A 20,243-nucleotide genomic window follows, 5' to 3' on the forward strand; every position below is an offset into this window, starting at 1 on the left:
GGGCAAGTAATTGAATAGAAACTTAAAAACTTCAACAATTATCATATTAATTTTAACAATTATCGCTATTGAAGTTGGAATCGCGATTTATGATCATAATCTGTCATTGGATACGATTTACTTTGCAGCAATCCTCATTTGTATTGTATTGCTTTTTGGCACACGTGTTTCTGAAGAGAAAGCAAGTACATCGAAACAAAGACGAAGAAAAACAGCACTTATATTTTGGCCATCTATTTTATTGTCTATCGTTAGTTTTGCAATTATAAGTTATATAAGAATAGGCTATGTTTCAGTGCCAGGGATAATTGGTTTTTCATGCTTTGTTACTTATGGTGGATTCGTGTTTATTACTATTTTAAAGAGAAAAAGTAAAAATTAAAGATAGCTTACTAAGTTGAAAGGAAGAAATATATGAAACACATAGAGAATGGTACTCGTACTGAAGGAGAGTACATAAAAAATAAAGTAATTCAATATAACATGTCGATTTTAAGAGATGAAGCAAAACAGCCAATGGAGCAAGTAAGTTTCGTAGTAAAAGATGAGGATGGAAAAATATTTGGTGGGGTAACAGGAACGATGTATTTTTATCATCTTCATATAGATTTTTTATGGGTTGATGAAACAGTTCGTCATGATGGTTATGGCAGTCAACTGTTACATAAAATCGAAGACATCGCGAAGAAAAAAGGGTGTAGATTAATATTATTAGATTCATTTAGTTTTCAAGCGTCAGATTTTTATAAAAAGCACGGCTACCGAGAATATGGTGTTGTTGAAGATCATCCTAAAGGATATAGTCAACACTTTTTAGAGAAGCGGTTATAGTGATTGGATTCGTGCTCTAGAAGAAAATTTGATTTTAAAAGCATCACCAAACAAGGTGATGCTATTTTAATTTTAAAGCAACTACTCAACCTGATGTAATTATGGGGACAAATAGTACGATTCGTATAGCTATGATTTTCTTTTTTAATGGAAATGAGTTACTGTCTTTGTTGAAGACACTTGTCGTATTTACTATATATACTAGCAAATACTATTGAATTTTTAGGAGAGGAAGAGCAATAAGACGAGCTCTGAATATAATACTAATAAAGGAGGTGTTAAGCAATGGGTTATATTGTAGATATTTCGAAATGGAACGGTAACATTAACTGGGATGTAGCAGCTCCACAACTAGATTTCGTAATCGCTAGGGTACAAGATGGATCAAATTATGTAGATCCTTTATATAAAAACTATGTCCAAGCAATGAAAACTAGAAATATTCCATTTGGTAACTATGGATTCTGTCGCTTTATTTCAATTGCTGATGCGAAGAAGGAAGCGCAAGATTTTTGGAATCGCGGTGATAAGAGTGCTACAGTTTGGGCGGCTGATGTAGAAGTGAAAACAATGGATGACATGAGAGCAGGTACACAAGCTTTTATCGATGAATTACGCCGACTAGGTGCTAAAAAAGTTGGTTTATATGTTGGCCATCATGTATATGAGCCTTTCGGAATGGCGAACGTAAAAAGTGATTTTGTATGGATTCCTCGATATGGCGGCAATAAACCAGCATATCCTTGTGATATTTGGCAATACACGGAGACAGGTAATGTACCAGGTATCGGCAAATGTGATTTAAATCAATTAATAGGTAATAAACCACTTTCCTGGTTTACTGAATCAGTACCGAAACAAGAAAATATACAAGGACAAGTTTCTAAACAAAATATCATTCAATCTGGAGCCTTTTCACCTGATGAAACTCCAGATGTTATGGGAGCGTTAACTTCTTTAAAAATGACTGCTACCTTCATTTTACAATCGGATGGTTTAACGTATTTTGTTACTGAACCAACTAGTGATACGCAATTAAATGCTATGAAAGGCTGGCTTGATCGAAAAGGTTGGTGGTATGAAGTTAAATAATAAAAATTTACTAGTTATTATTTGAATAGCAAAAAAGAGCCCTCCAACAGAATGGCTCTTTTTTGCTATTCAAATAGCTTATTCATTAAATCTTGGATTTCACGTCTTCTTTTATCTGTTTCGTCTTTATCAATTGTATACGTATCATCCTCGATTATAAGAATATCACCTTCTTTTGCAGTAGAAGGGAGTTTGGATTTAGGTACATCAATTGTTACGTTATTCAATTCAATAATTGCTAGTTCGCCTTCAAAACGGTCAATAATACCTCTTTTCATAATTATCTCTCCGTTCTTACAGAAATGTTAGAACCATCACTATTTATAATTACAGTTCCATTTAAATCAGTTCTATATACATTAACAGACATTGAATGTAACTTTGCTAAAGTTTCCTGTGTAGGATGGCCATAACGGTTACCTGCACCTGCACTAATTACAGCGATACTTGGTTTCACTGCATCTAAAAATGGCTGAGAAGAAGACGTCTTACTTCCATGATGACCAGGTTTTAATACGTCAGATTTTAGGTTAGAACCATGTGCTAGAACCATATCTTTTTCACTTTTAGATTCAGCATCACCAGTAAATAAGAAAGATTTGCTACCGTGTGTTACTTTTAATACCGCACTCCACTCATTTAGATCGTTATCGTATTCTTTCACGGGAGCTAAAAATTGTGAGTTTAAACCGTGGATTGGTAAAGTTACTCCAGAATTCGCTTCTTTAATTGTTAATCCTTTGTTAGCTACTGCAGTTAGGAAGTCTTTGAACGTTTGTGTCGTATGACTTACTTTAGGGGCGTAAACGTTTTTTACATTCATAGCATAAAGCACTTCATCTAATCCGCCTACATGATCAGCATCAGGATGAGTGGCAATCATATAATCAATAGTTTGGAATCCTAATCCTTTTAAATAATTTGCTACTACTTTACCTTTGCCGTTGTTACCAGCGTCAATAAGGATCGTTTCTCCACTTGGAGATTTAATAAAAGTAGCATCACCTTGTCCGACATCAATATAATGTACCTCTAAGTTACCTTTAGGCTTAGGAAGAGCTGGACGGAAATTTGGTTCTAATACACGAGCCAAAAATGCAGCGAATTGCTCACGAGTTACTTTTACACCTGGACCAAATGTACCATTAGGCAATCCAGTAGTAATATTATTTTGTGCTAAAATTTTGACATAATTGTAACCCCAGTGATTAGATGGAACATCAGGGAAATTGACGTCTGCACCTGTAGGCTTCAAATTAAAAGTTTTAACTAAAACTACTGCCATTTCTGCACGAGTTAATGAGCGGTCAGGGAAATAGTTTGTTTCACGTTGTACAATGTTATTATGTGCTAACTTATGTACAGAATCATAGTAATAGATACCTTTGGCTACATCGGAAAAAATATGATTATAGCTAAATGGTTTTTCTAATTTTAAGGATAAATCTAGCATTAAGGCCATTTGTCCACGAGTTACATCATCACTCGGTTTAAAAGTTCCTTCTGGCGTACCTTTAATGATACCTTTATCCGATAAATAGTTAATTTCTTTAATTGCCCAATGATTAGATTGGACATCAGGGAAAGATTTAGCACTTGTAAAATTAGGGATGAATAATGATAAAATTATGACAAATGCTGTTAGTAATAAACTAAACTTTTTCAAAAAATCGCCTCACTTTGTGTATTTTTTACCTAATTAACTTTACCATTTCTTGCAATAAATTCAAGTTTTAATAGGTAAAAATAATATGAGAAATGCTTTTGGTATTATATTCATTAGTTTTCTCTTATTCTGTATATTTGATATACGTAATATGAAAGGTTGAGAGTAACGATTGCAATTGTAAAATTGATATTATAAATTTATTTTATGAAGTTTTTTTGTAACAGGTTGGATTCTATAGTTTTATATTGAAAGAAGTAAAGTAAGACAAAATAAATATAATGAGTAATTTGATGGGAGAAAGAAAATGTACACGTATAAATTGCAACATGAACAACCAATCTGCGTAGGCAAAATAAAAAAACTTTATGACTCTGTCGGTTGGTGGCCAGAAAGAAAAGAAATCGATATTCAAAAAATGTTAAAGCATAGTATAGCAATTGGAGTATGGGAAGAAAATGAATTAATCGGATTTGCTAGAGTTGTTTCTGTTGGTGTTTTTCGAGCGTACATAGAAGATGTTGTTGTGCATGAGATTGTAAGAAATAAAGGGATTGGAGAGAAGATGCTTACAATGTTACTTCAAGAAATATCTCATGTTCATATTGTTAGTCTATTTTGTGGAGAGAAATTAATAAAGTTTTATGGTGAACACCAATTTCAAGCGACGAAACAAATTGTAATGCATCGTAATCAAATCGTGAAAGAATAAGAGGTGCCAAGGAAAATGAATGCAACAAGAACATATTGTTTATCAAAAAGAAAAGCGACTGAAGATTCTCCTGATGGTTGGAATGCAACATGTATGAGGCTTAATAATAAAATATTTGCGATAATAAACCATGAAGAAGGAGAAAAAGCTGCGATTACATTAAAATGTGATCCAGAACTTGCATTAAGATTAAGAGAAGAGTATCCAGAAGCAATCATTCCCGGGTATCATATGAATAAAAAACATTGGAATACAGTGTATATACATAAAGATGTAGAGCAAGAGCAAATTAATAAGATGATTGATTGGTCATATGATTTAGTTCTACAATCATTTTCAAAGAAAAAGCAGCAAGAGTTATTAGATTAATATGATAAGGGGTGGAAGTAATGAAAGACACGATTAAAGGTACATATGATAAATTAGCGAGTACATATAAAGAAAACCAAGATGTGGTAAATCCATATAACAGCTATTACGAAAGACCAGCGATGATGGAGATAATTCCAAAGAATTTAGAAGGGAAGATTATATTAGATGCCGGATGTGCAGCTGGATGGTATACTTCTCAATTTGTAAAAAGAGGAGCAAACGTTACTGCAATTGACGTAAGTTCTGAAATGGTAAAAGCTGCAAAGGAAAGTACGGGTAATAAAGCAACGTTTCTTTGTCATGATTTGCAAGAAGTATTACCATTTGAAGATAATACTTTTGATGTTATTGTAAGTTCGTTAACGCTTCATTACTTAGAAAATTGGGATAAAGTATTTCAGGAGTTTCATCGAGTATTGAAGCCAGGGGGCGAATTTATATACTCCATTCATCATCCTTTTATGGATTTTACAAAGTTTACTAGTGAAAATTATTTCGAAAAACAATTATTAGTAGATACTTGGGTTAAACCAAATATTACAATAGAAGTTAGCTTTTTTAGAAGATCACTCCAAGACATAATTAATGAAACAACAAATTATTTTGTGTTAGATAAAATGGTGGAACCGAGGCCGGTTGAAAAAATGAGAGAAGTAAATGAAACATCATATCATTATCTAAATAAAAATCCACATTTTCTTATTATGAAAGCCATTAAAAAATAGGTAGTAAAATAATTATATTTTACTACCTATTTACAGTTTTTAATTACATATTAGGAGATTTTGAGATGAATAAGAAACGAAATAGATTATTATATGCGCTATTTACTATAGTTATAATTATTTTAGGTCTTAGCTCAAGAAAGTTAGCTTTTGCGTTACCTCATCTATTAAACACGTACTTAGGTGATGCTTTATGGGCATTGATGATTTTTACTGGATTCGGATTTTTATTTCCTAAAATAGACACGAAGAAAGTGGCTCTTATTAGTTTGTTATTTTGCTACGGGATTGAAGTGAGCCAATTATACCATGCTGAATGGATAGATAGCATTCGTACTACGACTTTAGGTGGACTCGTATTAGGTTACGGATTTTTGTGGAGTGATTTAGTTGCTTATACAATTGGTGTTGGGATTGGAATGTTTTGTGAGTTTATGTTACAGAAGAAATAATAGATTTAAAAAGGGGTATGTATGAAAAAAATAATATTAATAGGTTCTGGTGGTTCAGGAAAATCTACATTAGCAAGGCAGTTAGGTAATAAATTAAATATTAAAGTACATCATCTTGATGCGTTATTTTGGAAACCGAATTGGGAAGGTGTACCGAAAGAGGAGCAAAGAAAGGTTCAAAATGAATTAGTTAAAGAAGATGAGTGGATTATTGATGGGAATTATGGCGGGACAATGGACATAAGAATTAACGCTGCTGATACAATTATCTTTCTTGATATTCATAGAACAATATGTGTTTATCGTGCTTTTAAAAGGATTGTACAATATCGGAATAAAACAAGACCGGATATGGGTGCTGGATGTGAAGAAAGGTTTGATTTGCAATTTTTTAAATGGATATGGCAATATCCTAAAACGAAACGACCCTCAATTTTAAAAAGGCTAAATCAATTGAGTAAGGAAAAAGAGGTTATTATTTTAAAATCTTCAAATGAAGTAAGACTATTTTTAGAGAAATACGATACCATAGATAGTTAGACTATAAAAAGAAGTAACATGGGGGGATAGGATTGAATAGATTCATTGGCCCGGTTGATTCTAATATGGTGAAAATTCCAGCAGGAAAAGTAGAATTAAGAGATGATCGAATAAAAAAACAATGGCAAGTTCAAGTTAAACCGTTTCTTCTTGCAAAGTATGTTGTAACAGTGGAATTATATTATGAACCGTGCACTAAATGGTAATGAAAATAGTAACAAACCAGTTGTAAATATTTCATGGAATGATGCCATTATATTTTGTAATTTACTTTCAAAAAAAGCGGGATTAAAAGAATATTATTCTATTAATGATGGTGGTCAAATTGTTAGTTGTAATTTAGAGTCAAATGGGTACCGATTACCTTTTGAAGCAGAGTGGCAATATGCGTGTAAGGCAGGAACTACCGGATACATATATGGAGAACTGAAAGAGATTGCTTGGTACAATGAAAATTCTAGTGGACATATTCATGAGGTCGGAAAAAAAGAACCGAATGCATGGGGACTTTACGATATGTTAGGAAACGTTTGGGAATGGTGCTATGATTTATATGATGAACAAGTGTACGGATCATACCGAATTTTCCGCGGCGGTAGCTGGGCTGAAGCAGCTAGAGGTTGCGGTGCGACTTGTCGTCGCCGTAGCCATCCTACATTTCATATAGATGACTTTGGATTTAGGCTTGCTAGGTCCATTTAGAAGTATAAGACAAAATACCTGTAATACTAATAACAACATAGAAAAGATTTTAATAAAGGAGTGTTTTAAGTGGCACGTGTTTTATTCATTAATACTGGATCAGAAGGACATATAAATCCTACATTGCAAGTTGTAGAAGAATTAGTCTCGCGCGGGGAAGAGGTAGTTTATTTTTCAATAGAATCTTTTAGAGAGCGTATTGAGAAGACGGGTGCTACTGTACGAACAATTGACGATCAAAAATTTATAAATGCTTTTCTTTCCGGTGGTCGAAATTATTTACCAGAGAGAATAAATGGTCTTTTACATACGGCAGATGTTATTATACCAAATGTTCTTGAACAAATTGAAGGGGAACAGTTTGATTACATCATTCATGATTCAATGTTTGGCTGTGGCCGTTTAATTGCTCAAATTCTAAATCTTCCAGCAATAAATTCCTGTACATCTTTTGCACAGAATGAAAAATCATTTGAACAAATGTTGGATTACTTGTCTAAAAGTATCCCAATGGAAGTTCAGGATAGGATACATAATGATTTTGAAAGATTAACTAAGGGGATTGCGGAAAAATATAGTGTTGAAATAAACTCACCATATGAAGTTTTCTGTAATCCAGCGCCACTTACTATTGTGTATACAATAAAAGAGTTCCAACCTTTTGGAGATATGTTTAATGAAACATTTAAATTTGTAGGTCCATCCATCCCTGCACAAGTAAAAGATGAAGAGTTTGATTTTACTACAATTGAAGAAAAAAGCCCGATTTACATTTCACTAGGCACTGTTTTTAATGAAGCGCTTGATTTTTATAAACTTTGTATGAAGGCGTTCGAGAATAGTGATCATACTATTGTTATGTCTATTGGTAATAAAACAAAAATAAGTGATTTAGGTAACATTCCTAAAAACTTCATTGTAAAAAACTATGTACCACAAACTAAACTACTTGCATATACAAAGTTGTTTATTACACATGGCGGAATGAACAGTACACATGAAGGATTAAATAACGGGATTCCACTCATTGTAATTCCGCAAAGTGCAGATCAGCCAGTAATCGCAAAGCAAGTAGGGAATCTAGGAGCTGGGATTAAGTTATCTATAAATGAATTAACTGTGGAACAACTACGTGAAAGTGTAGAATTTGTATTAAATAATCCATCATATAAAGAAGCTGCATTGAATTTGAAGGAGTATTTCCGAAAATCTGGTGGCTACAAGGAAGCTGCTGATGAGATTTTTACATTTATAGGTCAGTAATAAATGGAAGATTATACATGAGAAAAGTGTCTATATGAAATGGTATAGACACTCTTCTTTTATATGAAGCGGAGAATTCGTTGTTTTGAAAGGTTAAATATTCTGTTTTATAAATTCGGACCATAGTTTTACGTGTTACTAATGCTTTCATTATTCCTGCACAACTTCTGCACATACTTTGATGATTTCTATGTCATGATATATTCATCAAGTGAAATATTTCACAAGAAATGAAATATATTTTCACTGCGGTGTATGCATAATTAACACATACATCGATACAAGATTGTCTCTTGTTATTCTTTTACATCGAAGCCCACATTACACTACAAAGTATAACAAGAAGGGGACAGGAACATGAATAATCGATTATTAAAACAACTACAAAACATGAAAATGAACAAAAAAAGTCTAGGAGCTGTTGCATTAACAGCTGGAATTATTGGCACGACACTTATTCCTCAAAACGCATACGCGCACGGTTTTGTTGAAAAGCCTAGCAGCCGATCTGCTTTATGTAGTCCAACCTATGGTGCACTAAATGCAAACTGTGGAAGTGTTATGTATGAACCACAAAGTTTGGAAGCTCCAAAAGGGTTCCCGCAAGCTGGCCCAGTTGATGGCCAAATCGCTTCTGCAGGTGGTAAATTTGGTGGTGTTTTAGATCAACAAACAGCTAATCGTTGGTTTAAAAATACAATTACAGGCGGGGAAAATACTTTTACTTGGAAATATACAGCGCCTCACTTAACAAGTAAATGGCATTACTATATTACAAAAAAAGAATGGAACCCAAATAAAGCGCTCACAAGAGCAGATTTAGAACCAATTGGAACTGTACAACATGATGGTTCTGCAGCCTCAAATCATTTAACTCACAAAATCAATGTGCCTACTGATCGTAGTGGATATCATGTGATTTTAGCAGTATGGGATGTAGCTGATACAGCAAATGCATTCTATAATGTAATTGATGTTAATCTTATTAATGATGTGAAACCGGACATAGAAGCTCCAAGTAGTCCAAATGGAATTCAGACACAAAACGTAACAGCGAATAGTATAGAACTAACGTGGAACGCTTCTACGGATAATGTAGGGGTAAAAGGGTATCAAATCTTCCGTAACGGAGAGATGATTGATACAGTACCAGGAACTCATTTTATTGATAAAAAATTACAACCAAGTACAGAATACTCTTATACTGTAAAAGCAATTGACTCAGCTGGAAATGTATCGAAAGAAAGTGCAGCGCTTACAGTAAAAACAACAGTTGAGGCGCCTGATACAGAAGTACCAACACAACCAAAAGGATTACATAGTATGGGAACGACAGCGTCAAGTGTGGATCTAATGTGGAGTCCCTCTGACGATAATATTGGTGTAGACCATTACGATATTTATAGAGAAACAGAAGGATCATTGAAAAAAATTGCAACATCCAATACGACTTCTTATATGGATAAAAATTTACTTCCTAATACTACTTATAAATATGTAGTGAAAGCTGTTGATGTAGCTGGAAATGAATCTGTACAGAGTGATATATTCACAATTACTACAAAAACTGAAAGCGCTTCATATGAAGAGTGGAATGCAAAGAAAGCATATGAAAAGAGAGATAGAGTTCTACACGAAGGAAAAGTATATGAAGCAGTCCAGAGCTATCAAGGAAATGGGGATCCAAACTGGATTTATGCCTTATCATTATGGAAAACAGTGTAAGCTTTACCTAGGTATGAACTAAGAGATGATGGGCTTTGATGCAAAAGAAAATCTTGAGAATTCACTTTTCTATTTATAAAAAAGGGTAGTATATAAATTCATATACTACCCTTTTTATTATGATAGTACTTTCGTCATAAGAACGTGCGGAATACCATCTTCAATAAATACATCAGAAGAAGTTTGATAATCTAATTTTTTATAAAATCCTTCAGCTTGTGTTTGACCGTGTAGTTTTACTTTTGTAGCTTCTTTGTCACGAGCAATTTCTTCTAGCGCTTTGATTATTACTTTTCCTAATCCGTATTTACGATAGTCTTTTAAAATACAGATGCGTTCTAATTTTCCTGCACCGTCAACAAATCGTATACGACCTGTACCTACAGGAAGATCGTTATAATAAACTAAAATATGTTTGCATTTCTCACCGATTTTATCGAATATATCAAATTCATCTTCAAGAGGGACATTTTGTTCCTTTACAAATACTTCTTTTCGAATATGAAAGGCAGTTTCTAAATCTGTAAGTTCTGTTATGAGTTTGGAGTGCAAATTGTTCAGCCCTTTCTAGTGTGATGTGCTTTTGTTTTCATAGTATATCATAATGATACGCAATAAAGAGAAAATATAAAAAGCTGACTGTAAGAGTCAGCTTTCATTATAATTCCTTTATCCCATTTTTTGTTCCAATAATCGCCTTACTAGTCATATTAACAAACAACCCTGTTTCAACTACACCTGTAATCATTTTTAATTGAGTGTGTAAATTGGCAGGATTAGTTATGTTATGAGGGAATATACAATCAATAATCATGTTATTGTTATCGGTAATAAACGTTTCATTATTTTTTAAACGTAACGTTGTTTGACAACCTAAAGATTGAATTTTCCTTTCGGTTTGTTTCCATGAAAAAGGTATAATTTCAACAGGTAATGGGAAAGTACCTAAATGTGTTACAAGTTTCGATTCATCAGCAATAATAATTAGTTCTTTGGAGGAAGTGGCAACAATTTTTTCGCGAAGTAATGCGCCACCACCACCTTTTATAAGCTGTAAATTAGCATCAATTTCATCCGCTCCATCAATTGTAAGATCAAGACTTTGTACGTCGTTTAACGAAATTAGAGAGATATTTAGTTGTTTAGCTAATACTTCCGTTTCTTTTGACGTTGGTACAGCTTGAAATGATAAGCCTTCTTTTACACGCTCACCTAATTTTTGTATCGTCCAATATACAGTAGAACCTGTACCAAGTCCAACTTTCATCCCATCTGTTACAAAGTTAGCAGCATATTCACCAGCGAGCTGTTTTAAATTCAGCATATTATTCTGCTGGACGTGGGCCTGCATCTAGACCTGAATTTTCCACTGTAAGTATAGGACGAACGACTATATCTTTATGTACGTGCATTTGGCATGATAAACGTAAGTGATCTTCAATTCCTTTTTCCGTAATTGCATTTTTTTCATTAGAACTTGCTTCACAAAACTCACCTGCTATAATTTCTACTCTACAAGTTGTACAGCGGGCTTTCCCACCGCAGCGATGGAGAATGTGTACACCGTTATCTTCGATCGCTAATACTAACTTTGTGCCTTCTTTTACATCAAAAGTTCCCGCACCTTCAATTGTTAATTTTGGCAAATTTGTTCCTCCTCACGTAAAATTGTACATAACATATTTATGACCGCGAATTATTGAACATAAACATAATATTTTTATATGCCCCGTAACTTTTTTATTTGTTTAATCGTTAATTAAGTAAGCGCTGAAAAGGAGTGGTTATTTTGTGCACAAAAGTAACTCATATTTTAAAGAATCATATCGATATGAATCATTCAAATATAAACTTTTTAATTGAGCAATATGGAGAATTGAAAAGGTACTGTACATTTTTAACGAAAAACAAATGGGACGGCGAAGATCTTGCTCAAGAAACAGTTTGTAAAGTTCTTCAAAAATATAGTAATAAAGATATTTGTATGACGCTTGTATATAAAATAGCTAGAAATCGCTGGATAGACCAGATGAAATCAAAATCAGTTCATGAAAAAATAAAGGAACAAATTATTTTTGATGCCCCACAAGAGAACATTGCAGATTTGCATGAAATGGTAGGGAAAGTATTATCGTCATTAAATGTACAGCAATCCACAATTTTATTATTAAAAGATGTTTTTCAATATAGTATCGCTGATATTGCTAAAGTATGTTCCGTATCAGAAGGTGCAGTAAAAGCCTCTTTATTTCGGAGTAGAAATAGGCTGAAAACTGTAAGTGAAGAAGGGATTGAGATAGTCGAATTCACAGATGATATTGAAGTTGTAGTAACGTCTATTCGGGAAGAAAGGCCGGAATTGTTAACTAAGCTTCTTCCGACAATAGATTTTACTAAGTTACCATCTAAACAGCCAGTCTTATTATTTAATGCGAAAAAACCTTCTTCTTACAGTTGTATGCTTTTAGCGGCATAACAATTATTGGAGGGATTTAAAATGAATGCAATTCCATATGTAGTAGAACAAACGAAATTAGGAGAACGTTCCTATGATATATATTCAAGGTTATTAAAAGATCGTATTATTATTATCGGTTCAGAAATAAATGATCAAGTAGCGAGTAGTGTCGTAGCTCAATTATTATTTTTAGAAGCGGAAGATACAGAGAAAGATATATATTTATACATCAATAGCCCAGGTGGTTCAACAACAGCGGGTTTTGCCATATTAGATACGATGAATCTCATTAAACCAGATGTACAAACGCTATGCATGGGATTTGCAGCATCATTTGGTGCATTGTTATTATTATCAGGTGCAAAAGGAAAACGGTTTGCGCTCCCTAACAGTGAAATTATGATTCATCAGCCACTTGGTGGTGCGCAAGGCCAGGCAACAGAAATTGAAATAACAGCGAAAAGAATACTAAAGTTAAAGCGTGATATTAATAAAATGATTGCAGAAAAAACGGGGCAATCGATTGAAAGAGTAGCACATGATACAGAAAGAGATTATTTTATGACTGCTGAAGAAGCGAAAGAATATGGGATTGTAGATGATGTTGTTACGAAAAAATAAGATAAAACAGGCTAGAGGAATAGCATATCCTCTAGCCTGTTTTATTAATCTTTTACCCATTCATCAACTAGCGCTTGATTCTTTTCAATCCATTTGCGCGCCGCTTCTTCAGGATCTTTCGTTTTATTTAACATGACCATTAATGTACCAAGTTGTTCATCGTTCATTTTCCATTTGTCAAAGTATTTCACGATATCTGGATAATCTTTTTCGAAACCTTTACGAACAGAGTAATAAATGTCATCTTTTTCACCATATACTTTCTTAGGGTCTTTTAAATATTTTAAGTCAAATTCTGAAAAGCCCCAATGCGGATTCCAAAGCGTAACAGCGATTGGTTTCTTTTTCGTATATGCTTTCTTTAATTCACTCATCATCGCAGCTTCAGAAGATTGGACAAGTTTTAGTTTAATATCATATTCCTTCATCGCTTTATTTGTTAAATTCATAAGACTACTACCGGGTTCGATACCGACAATTTTGTTATCTAGTTCATCTTTATGAGCAGTTAAATCCTCAATACTGTTAATGTTTTTCATATAAGAAGGGACGACAAGGCCAAGTCCAGTACCTTCATACCATTTTGATTTTAAGACTATATCATCTTTATAACGAGCATTTAGCGGTTTATCCGTAACGGGTAGCCATACTTCTAAATTAGCATCAACATCACCGCGAGCAACGCCAGTCCAAATTGCAGCTTTTTCTAAGTACATGAGCTCAACTTTGTAACCTTTTTGTTCTAATAAAACTTTCCACATGTTTGCCGTTGCAATGTTTTCTTTCCAACTTGTTACACCAAGTTTAATTTTTCCTTTCGAATTTGCATTTGTTGCATTACATGAAGAGAATATCATAGTAATAAATAATGCAAGGCATATAAGCCATATTTTCTTTTTCATCGAAACCCTCCTAAGAAATGCTTGCCTTTTTAAATAAATGTATAAGTAAGCATTCTTATTATGAACGGAAACGCGAATTTTAAAGAAATCTTATGAATGTCATTTTTATGTAATATTTCTTTGTAAAATCGCAACACTATATGAATAGATGGGTAGAAAAGGAGTAGTGACATGGATAATACAAAGGTACGTGTTGAAAACGTAACAAAAGTATTTGGGAAACACCCGCAAAGAGCGCTGTCTTTATTAAAAGAAGGAAAAAGCAAATCAGAAATTTTGAAAGAGACAGGAATGAACGTTGGTGTAAAAAAGGCAACCTTTGAAGTATATACTGGAGAGATTTTCGTTATTATGGGTTTGTCTGGTAGCGGGAAATCTACGTTAGTTCGGATGTTAAACCAATTAATTAAACCAACAGCGGGGCATATATACATAGATGGTGAAGATATCGCAACGATGGGAAAAGAAGAGTTGCGAAGAGTGAGAAGAACGAAGATGAGTATGGTGTTTCAAAAATTCGCTTTATTTCCACATCGTACAGTGATACAAAATGTTGCGTACGGGTTAGAAATTCAAGGAGTTCCAGTAGAGGAACGAGAGAATAAAGCGTTAGAATCGCTACAGTTAGTAGGACTTGATCATCATAAAGATAATTATCCAAGTCAACTTAGTGGCGGTATGCAGCAACGTGTTGGAATCGCAAGGGCATTAACAAATAATCCAGATGTATTGTTAATGGATGAGTCATTTAGTGCATTAGACCCACTGATTCGAAAAGAAATGCAAGATGAGCTGTTAGAATTACAAGATAAAATGGAGAAAACAATTATTTTTATTACACATGATTTAGATGAAGCTCTTCGAATTGGAGATCGTATCGCATTAATGAAAGATGGAGAGATTGTCCAAATTGGAACACCGGAAGAAATTATGATGAGTCCTGCCAATGAATTTGTAGAGAAATTCGTAGCGGATGTAAATTTAGGAAAAGTAATTACGGCGGAATCTATATTAAAACGACCGGAGACTTTATTAATTGATCGTGGACCGCGTGTAGCACTTCAAATTATGAGGAACGCTGGCGTTTCTACTGTGTATGTTGTTAACAAAAAGTATGAGTTTTTAGGGATATTAACGGCAGATGATGCGAGTAAAGCCGTTCAAAAACAGTGGCCAATTGCTGATTTATTACTTACTGATATCCCGCATGTGTATTTAGATACTTTACTTGAAGAAACGTATGCGAAAATGGCGGAGATGAAATATCCGTTACCAGTAATTGATGAGAAGAAAAGGCTAAGAGGAATTATTAAACGCGAAAGTGTCATTCAAGCTCTTGCAGGTAATATTGAGGAAGAGGTGAAAGACGATGAGTAGTATACCACGTATTCCATTAGGGGAATGGGTCGATTCATTTGTTGCAAGTTTATATGAGCACCTTGAAGGCTTATTCCGAGGATTCTCTTATATTATCGGTGGATTCGTTGATTTACTCACTAATTTTTTAACAATAATACCGGCCATATTGATGATTATTATCCTTTGTTTCCTCATTTGGTACACAACGAGAAAGGTATCTTTAATTATTTTTACACTGATCGGTTTATTATTTATTTTAAATATTAACTACTGGGCACAGACGATGCAAACATTAGCACTTGTACTTACGTCTGTTATTATTTCAATTATTGTAGGAATCCCAATTGGAATTTTAGCTTCTCAAAATGAACGCTTCTCAAAATTTTTAAAACCGACATTAGACTTTATGCAAACAATGCCGGCTTTCGTATATCTTATTCCTGCAATTACATTTTTCGGAGTAGGTGTAGTGCCTGGGATTATCGCATCCGTAATCTTTGCAATGCCACCGACAATTCGTTTTACTGACTTAGGAATTAGACAAGTTCCAGAAGATTTAATTGAAGCAGCGAATGCATTTGGCTCTACCGCATCACAAAAATTATTTAAAGTACAATTACCACTCGCAACTGGAACAATCATGGCTGGTGTGAACCAAAGTATAATGCTTTCTTTATCGATGGTAGTAACAGCATCTCTTGTAGGAGCGCCAGGTCTTGGAGTTGATGTATACCGTTCTGTAACACAAGTTAATATTGGAATGGGATTTGAAGCCGGACTAGCTATCGTTGTCATTGCGATTATATTAGACCGCATTACACAAGGATTTCATCAAAAAAGAAGATAAAAGGAAAACACACTTTATTATACAAAGTGTGTTTTTTGTTCAAAAAATTACATACGAACGATAACAGAACCGCCAGCTGGTGTGCAAACTTGGTTTTGTTGTTGTTCCATTGATTTAATTAATTGATTATTTTCGTCGATTAATGAGATTAGTTTCGCTAATTGACTTTCAAGGCTTGCAATACGCTGCATCATATATTGTGAATCTTGATGCAATGTATTCCTTACGGGATGGGGGGAATATACATATTGTTGATTTATATTTGGATTCCAATGAGGATGCATTTGAATCGTTCCTCCTTAAATGACTTACTGATATTTCTTATAGTAAATGCCTATATATATTTAATGGTTACTTGAAATTTTTCATTATAAAAGGAGTATGTACAGAAAACGGGGAAAATTATATGTGAAGTTATAGTGCATTTTTTGGAAATATTCAAGTGAGATAGTGAATATATTAATACATTCAAGTAAATGTATGTTATTTAGGGAGAAATGATGGGAGGAGATGCAATTTTGGCTAAAAATAATAAAAGGAATGATGCCTTGGCAATAGGTGTCGGTATAGGGGTTGTAATCGGTGTATTTCAAGGTTTTTTTACTAATAATTTAGTAATCGGAATTGTGATTGGAATCGTAATTGGGATTGCGTTTTTGAAGAAATAATAAGGTGCAAATTTATTTCAAAAATTGCCGAATTGAAAGAATGAATTTTCGGAATATAAATCCTGTTTTTCCTTTTTTATGATATTATTAATAAAAAGGATGGTGATGGATATGTCAACAAATAATCAAGTAGAACGAAAATGCTTTATTTGCGAGAAACATAAAGGAAATATTACAGTTCCAGGTGGAGCTATTTATGAAGATGAACTCGTCTATGTGGGACATGTCCACTGGGATAGTGAAGAAACATACCTTGGTTATGTAATGATAGATATAAAAAGACATATACCTGGTCTTGCTGAACTAACAGATGAGGAAGCGAAAACGTTCGGACTTATAACAAGTAGAGTAAGTAAAGCGTTAAAAGAAAGCGAAGGTGCAGAGCATATTTACACTTTTGTTTCAGGAAATGGTGTACCACATATGCACATGCACATCATACCGCGTTATCCAAATACACCCAAAGAATTTTGGTCACCAACTGAAGTAGCGAAATGGACTGATGCGCCATATGGTGACGAAGAGAAAATCAAAAAAATATGTGAAAGAATACGAAAGTATATGGTAAATGAGTATGCATACAACAAATAATAGACAATATTCTTGGGTTGGAAATACAGAAATGTGTTTAGGAGAAATTTCAGTTAAACAATATGGTGACGTTGTACTTGGAAAATACGGCGGGAATATAAGCGCCGGAGCAAAAAAGAACGAAGATGGTGCGTTAGTTTGGTCAAATGGTGATTGGGAATTTGCAGCTATTTTAGATGGACATAATAGTGCGGAAAGTGTTGATTTAGTAGTAAATACAATCCAAAAAGAATATGAAAATATAAAAGTAATGATGAATGAATTGATTGATACAGTATTTCGATCTGTTGAAAATCATCTACTTACAATCTTTCAATCCCCCTCATTTAAAGAAAAGTGCAAAAGAGTAAAAGGTGAAACAGCGTGCTTAATATGTGTAAGAAAAGAAAACTACATATGGTGTTTATCTATTGGTGATTGTTTAGTTTATGTATTTCATGAAGAGTTACATAAGTTAGGACAATATGCATTAAATCAACGTCATTTTTACGAATGGATTGGAAATATAAACACATTTAATTTACCAGTCCCTTGCTATTCAACAGGAATTCGTGAATTACGTACCGGGAAGAATCGAATTGTAATGGTTACAGATGGAGTATTAGAATGCGGGGAACGTCATTATGAAACACCATTGAATCTGTATAATGATATGAATAGAAATAATATAGAACTTGAAGAAAGTGTTCATCATGTATTAGAGCACGTTCATCACCAATTCGGACGAGATAGTGCGACAATTATTAGTTGGGACGTTGAAAACAAAGAGAATGCTACATATCCGAGTGATCAGCCGGAGAAAATCCAGACGATAAGATAAAGGAGGTGATCTCTCTAATGCATGTGAAAGTAATTGTATTAGTTTTATGGATCATATTCTTATTTGTTTTAGAAAATATAGTGAGAAAAAGGCTAAATATACCGAAACAAAAAGGATGGAATAATAAATATGTAAATAAGCTGCATAAATGGGGAAACAGGATTATTATTTTTTCGTATATAGTAGTTATAATTATATGTTCTTCTCTTTCGAACCCTCTATACATGGGCTTCCTACCCTTTCTGTTTTTAATTACGTTGTATAGTTTCGAATCATATATGGAATGGAAATATGATAGAGAATCAAGGGAGTTTTTGATGTCCTTAGGCGGAGTTGTATCACTATTGATAACGGGGATAATTCTATATTTCCTTATTTAATACGTATTGATTAAGACACTATGGCAATATCACAAAATGAGCAATTATAGGGAGAGAAGAAATGAAAAGTCCTCGATTACGTGCTGAAGTAATGATTTTAAATGAAGATCATTCTAACGTACTTGTACAATGTGATTTAAGAGAAACATTTTATCGTTTTCCAGGAGGTTACATTGAATTTGGTGAAACAGCAAAAGAAGCAATAGTAAGAGAATTAATAGAAGAATACAATTTGAAGATTGATGTTCAAGAATGGGCCGTAGTAAATGAACATATTTTCGAGTGGGACAACGAAAAAGGACATCATTGCACATTGATACATAGGGGAATTGTTAAAGAGAGGGTAATAAATGAAATTAGACATAAAGAATATGAGGATATTATATTAATTTGGAAAAGTATAAATGAATTAAAGGAGAGGTCCACATATCCTGAAGGAATTGTAAGTTATTTAGAAGAGAATAAACGTAATATAGTCCACTCTATTTCTAAAAATAAATAAAGTAATAGGAGGGGGGGATAACAATGGGTATTTCTACAATCTTGATTATTAGTATTGGACTGGCTATAGGTGGTTACTTTTTAGAACAGTGTTTAAGAATAAAATTAAATATGGAGAAAAAAGGCTTCTTCGGATATAAGCATGTGAATAGTTTACATGTAAAAATAGAAATAGGACTTATTATTATTTATATAATAGGTAGTTGTTATTATATGTTTAAATTTGAAAACTCTAAAATGGCTTATGTCATGTTCATTTATTTAGGGATATCATCGACTTTAAGAGCATGGATGGAATGGAAGTATGATAGAGAATCAAAAGAATATATACTCTCGATAACGGGAATGGTTGCATTTATATTGATGCTCTCAATACTAGTTTATTTCGTTCCACCTGCTGCATAATAAGGTGATTATTGATGGTACAAATCAAGAGTTAACTAATAAATAAGAAACCATTGAGTAGTAAATGGTTTCTTATTTAAATTTATCATTTATTTTAGCTATAATAGATGTAACGAAATTTGTTTTATCCTCTGCATATTGATGTTTATCATTAGGATTAGCTTGTGAAAGTTGAATCTTTAACTGTTCATACTGTATACGAGAAGTTTTGTTGTTTATTAAGTAATCTCTGAATTGTAATTGCTCTATTAAATATGTATTTCCTTGTTCATACATATGAATTTGATGAGTTCGTGGTTCTCCTTTATTAAAATAATATCGTTCAGGCAGTACATCTTTTCTGTATCTATAGTTTAGTAGTTCTAACTTGTTTATACATTTTAAACTGTCCGTATAATCTTCTAATTCGATTGCAATATCAATAATTGGCTTTGCACTTAAATGTGGAATAGAGGTACTACCAATATGGTGTATTGCTAAAATATGTTCGCCAATTTGTTCCTCAATGAATTGTTTCTCTTTCATAAATTCAATTTGCCATTGTTCAGTCCACGGAACTAAAAACACTTTTCCATACGGTAAACCTAACATTTAATTAGCACCTCTTTCAA

The 20,243-nt window shown here is 33.4% G+C and carries 28 protein-coding genes and 1 pseudogene; 21 read left to right on the forward strand and 8 right to left on the reverse strand.

Going from position 1 to position 20,243, the window contains the following annotated elements:
- Positions 1–10 precede the first annotated feature (10 nt).
- The 3 genes from QCI46_RS13615 to QCI46_RS13625 all read left to right on the forward strand — a co-directional run bounded on the left by QCI46_RS13615 (position 11) and on the right by QCI46_RS13625 (position 1,923).
- On the forward strand, positions 11–382 hold the full coding sequence (locus QCI46_RS13615; RefSeq protein ID WP_353840534.1) for a hypothetical protein: 372 nt from the start codon (positions 11–13) through the stop codon (positions 380–382).
- Between the two features lie 32 nt (positions 383–414).
- Entirely contained in the window at positions 415–831 is a 417-nt protein-coding gene (locus QCI46_RS13620) for a GNAT family N-acetyltransferase (RefSeq protein ID WP_353840535.1), read from the forward strand.
- A gap of 285 nt (positions 832–1,116) precedes the next feature.
- Positions 1,117–1,923 (forward strand): GH25 family lysozyme, encoded by an 807-nt coding sequence (locus QCI46_RS13625; protein ID WP_098089882.1) that lies wholly within the window; start codon positions 1,117–1,119, stop codon positions 1,921–1,923.
- 65 nt (positions 1,924–1,988) lie between these two features.
- On the opposite strand, the gene QCI46_RS13630 is transcribed toward QCI46_RS13625, so the two are convergent.
- Complete coding sequence (locus QCI46_RS13630) at positions 1,989–2,201, reverse strand: DUF3006 domain-containing protein (protein WP_087983863.1); 213 nt, start codon at positions 2,199–2,201, stop codon at positions 1,989–1,991.
- Between the two features lie 2 nt (positions 2,202–2,203).
- Positions 2,204–3,589 (reverse strand): S-layer homology domain-containing protein, encoded by a 1,386-nt coding sequence (locus QCI46_RS13635; RefSeq protein WP_353840536.1) that lies wholly within the window; start codon positions 3,587–3,589, stop codon positions 2,204–2,206.
- A gap of 307 nt (positions 3,590–3,896) precedes the next feature.
- On the opposite strand from QCI46_RS13635, the gene QCI46_RS13640 reads away from it, so the two are divergent.
- The 8 genes and pseudogenes from QCI46_RS13640 (at position 3,897) to QCI46_RS13675 (ending at position 10,080) form a co-directional block, all read left to right on the forward strand.
- Positions 3,897–4,301 carry a GNAT family N-acetyltransferase gene (locus tag QCI46_RS13640; RefSeq protein WP_353840537.1) on the forward strand — a complete coding sequence of 135 codons (405 nt, stop codon included), beginning with the start codon at positions 3,897–3,899 and terminating at the stop codon, positions 4,299–4,301.
- A gap of 15 nt (positions 4,302–4,316) precedes the next feature.
- Entirely contained in the window at positions 4,317–4,670 is a 354-nt protein-coding gene (locus QCI46_RS13645) for an MmcQ/YjbR family DNA-binding protein (protein WP_088063687.1), read from the forward strand.
- 20 nt (positions 4,671–4,690) lie between these two features.
- Entirely contained in the window at positions 4,691–5,398 is a 708-nt protein-coding gene (locus tag QCI46_RS13650) for a class I SAM-dependent methyltransferase (protein WP_353840539.1), read from the forward strand.
- Positions 5,399–5,463: 65 nt separating this feature from the next.
- Positions 5,464–5,850 carry a ribosomal maturation YjgA family protein gene (locus tag QCI46_RS13655; RefSeq protein ID WP_353840540.1) on the forward strand — a complete coding sequence of 129 codons (387 nt, stop codon included), beginning with the start codon at positions 5,464–5,466 and terminating at the stop codon, positions 5,848–5,850.
- A 21-nt stretch (positions 5,851–5,871) separates the two neighbouring features.
- Complete coding sequence (locus tag QCI46_RS13660; protein ID WP_098201518.1) at positions 5,872–6,390, forward strand: DNA topology modulation protein; 519 nt, start codon at positions 5,872–5,874, stop codon at positions 6,388–6,390.
- Positions 6,391–6,455: 65 nt separating this feature from the next.
- Positions 6,456–7,092 (forward strand): annotated as a pseudogene (locus QCI46_RS13665) (formylglycine-generating enzyme family protein).
- A gap of 69 nt (positions 7,093–7,161) precedes the next feature.
- Positions 7,162–8,355 carry a macrolide family glycosyltransferase gene (locus tag QCI46_RS13670; protein WP_353840541.1) on the forward strand — a complete coding sequence of 398 codons (1,194 nt, stop codon included), beginning with the start codon at positions 7,162–7,164 and terminating at the stop codon, positions 8,353–8,355.
- A 357-nt stretch (positions 8,356–8,712) separates the two neighbouring features.
- A complete protein-coding gene (locus QCI46_RS13675; protein WP_353840542.1) occupies positions 8,713–10,080 on the forward strand; it encodes a lytic polysaccharide monooxygenase in 1,368 nt (455 codons plus the stop codon).
- A gap of 117 nt (positions 10,081–10,197) precedes the next feature.
- On the opposite strand, the gene QCI46_RS13680 is transcribed toward QCI46_RS13675, so the two are convergent.
- The 3 genes from QCI46_RS13680 to QCI46_RS13690 all read right to left on the reverse strand — a co-directional run bounded on the left by QCI46_RS13680 (position 10,198) and on the right by QCI46_RS13690 (position 11,726).
- Positions 10,198–10,632 (reverse strand): GNAT family N-acetyltransferase, encoded by a 435-nt coding sequence (locus QCI46_RS13680; RefSeq protein WP_353840543.1) that lies wholly within the window; start codon positions 10,630–10,632, stop codon positions 10,198–10,200.
- Positions 10,633–10,738: 106 nt separating this feature from the next.
- Positions 10,739–11,401: a ribose 5-phosphate isomerase A gene (rpiA, locus tag QCI46_RS13685; protein WP_353841872.1), complete on the reverse strand. Its 663-nt coding sequence runs from the start codon at positions 11,399–11,401 to the stop codon at positions 10,739–10,741.
- A 4-nt stretch (positions 11,402–11,405) separates the two neighbouring features.
- The gene (locus QCI46_RS13690) at positions 11,406–11,726 is read right to left on the reverse strand and encodes a 2Fe-2S iron-sulfur cluster-binding protein (protein WP_001125375.1); all 321 of its coding nucleotides are present in this window, start codon (positions 11,724–11,726) and stop codon (positions 11,406–11,408) included.
- 143 nt (positions 11,727–11,869) lie between these two features.
- Here QCI46_RS13690 and QCI46_RS13695 point away from each other — a divergent pair, with 143 nt between their 5' ends.
- The gene (locus QCI46_RS13695) at positions 11,870–12,556 is read left to right on the forward strand and encodes an RNA polymerase subunit sigma-70 (RefSeq protein ID WP_353840544.1); all 687 of its coding nucleotides are present in this window, start codon (positions 11,870–11,872) and stop codon (positions 12,554–12,556) included.
- A gap of 21 nt (positions 12,557–12,577) precedes the next feature.
- A complete protein-coding gene (gene clpP, locus QCI46_RS13700; protein WP_353840545.1) occupies positions 12,578–13,159 on the forward strand; it encodes an ATP-dependent Clp endopeptidase proteolytic subunit ClpP in 582 nt (193 codons plus the stop codon).
- A gap of 44 nt (positions 13,160–13,203) precedes the next feature.
- Here clpP and QCI46_RS13705 read toward each other — a convergent pair whose 3' ends face one another.
- Positions 13,204–14,061, reverse strand: coding sequence for a glycine betaine ABC transporter substrate-binding protein (locus QCI46_RS13705; protein WP_353840546.1), 858 nt, complete (start codon positions 14,059–14,061; stop codon positions 13,204–13,206).
- Positions 14,062–14,232: 171 nt separating this feature from the next.
- On the opposite strand from QCI46_RS13705, the gene QCI46_RS13710 reads away from it, so the two are divergent.
- A complete protein-coding gene (locus tag QCI46_RS13710) occupies positions 14,233–15,438 on the forward strand; it encodes a quaternary amine ABC transporter ATP-binding protein (protein WP_000370614.1) in 1,206 nt (401 codons plus the stop codon).
- The gene (locus tag QCI46_RS13715) at positions 15,431–16,267 is read left to right on the forward strand and encodes an ABC transporter permease (protein WP_000095064.1); all 837 of its coding nucleotides are present in this window, start codon (positions 15,431–15,433) and stop codon (positions 16,265–16,267) included. The genes QCI46_RS13710 and QCI46_RS13715 overlap by 8 nt, the downstream gene beginning before the upstream one ends.
- A gap of 47 nt (positions 16,268–16,314) precedes the next feature.
- On the opposite strand, the gene QCI46_RS13720 is transcribed toward QCI46_RS13715, so the two are convergent.
- Positions 16,315–16,551, reverse strand: a complete 237-nt coding sequence (locus tag QCI46_RS13720; protein WP_075307366.1) for a hypothetical protein — start codon at positions 16,549–16,551, stop codon at positions 16,315–16,317.
- A gap of 216 nt (positions 16,552–16,767) precedes the next feature.
- Here QCI46_RS13720 and QCI46_RS13725 point away from each other — a divergent pair, with 216 nt between their 5' ends.
- The 6 genes from QCI46_RS13725 to QCI46_RS13750 all read left to right on the forward strand — a co-directional run bounded on the left by QCI46_RS13725 (position 16,768) and on the right by QCI46_RS13750 (position 19,632).
- Positions 16,768–16,935, forward strand: coding sequence for a glycine zipper domain-containing protein (locus QCI46_RS13725; RefSeq protein ID WP_048547350.1), 168 nt, complete (start codon positions 16,768–16,770; stop codon positions 16,933–16,935).
- A 90-nt stretch (positions 16,936–17,025) separates the two neighbouring features.
- Entirely contained in the window at positions 17,026–17,526 is a 501-nt protein-coding gene (locus QCI46_RS13730) for an HIT family protein (protein ID WP_306628088.1), read from the forward strand.
- Positions 17,504–18,346, forward strand: coding sequence for a PP2C family serine/threonine-protein phosphatase (locus QCI46_RS13735; RefSeq protein WP_353840547.1), 843 nt, complete (start codon positions 17,504–17,506; stop codon positions 18,344–18,346). Before QCI46_RS13730 ends, QCI46_RS13735 begins: the two co-directional genes overlap by 23 nt.
- 17 nt (positions 18,347–18,363) lie before the next feature.
- Complete coding sequence (locus tag QCI46_RS13740) at positions 18,364–18,726, forward strand: DUF4181 domain-containing protein (protein ID WP_000558206.1); 363 nt, start codon at positions 18,364–18,366, stop codon at positions 18,724–18,726.
- A 61-nt stretch (positions 18,727–18,787) separates the two neighbouring features.
- Positions 18,788–19,228, forward strand: coding sequence for an NUDIX domain-containing protein (locus QCI46_RS13745; protein ID WP_353840548.1), 441 nt, complete (start codon positions 18,788–18,790; stop codon positions 19,226–19,228).
- 23 nt (positions 19,229–19,251) lie between these two features.
- The gene (locus QCI46_RS13750; RefSeq protein WP_353840549.1) at positions 19,252–19,632 is read left to right on the forward strand and encodes a DUF4181 domain-containing protein; all 381 of its coding nucleotides are present in this window, start codon (positions 19,252–19,254) and stop codon (positions 19,630–19,632) included.
- A 72-nt stretch (positions 19,633–19,704) separates the two neighbouring features.
- On the opposite strand, the gene QCI46_RS13755 is transcribed toward QCI46_RS13750, so the two are convergent.
- A complete protein-coding gene (locus QCI46_RS13755) occupies positions 19,705–20,223 on the reverse strand; it encodes a GrpB family protein (RefSeq protein WP_353840550.1) in 519 nt (172 codons plus the stop codon).
- Between the last annotated feature and the right edge of the window lie 20 nt (positions 20,224–20,243).

The organism is Bacillus cereus group sp. RP32, from assembly GCF_040459735.1.
Taxonomy (GTDB): Bacteria; Bacillota; Bacilli; order Bacillales; family Bacillaceae_G; genus Bacillus_A; species Bacillus_A wiedmannii.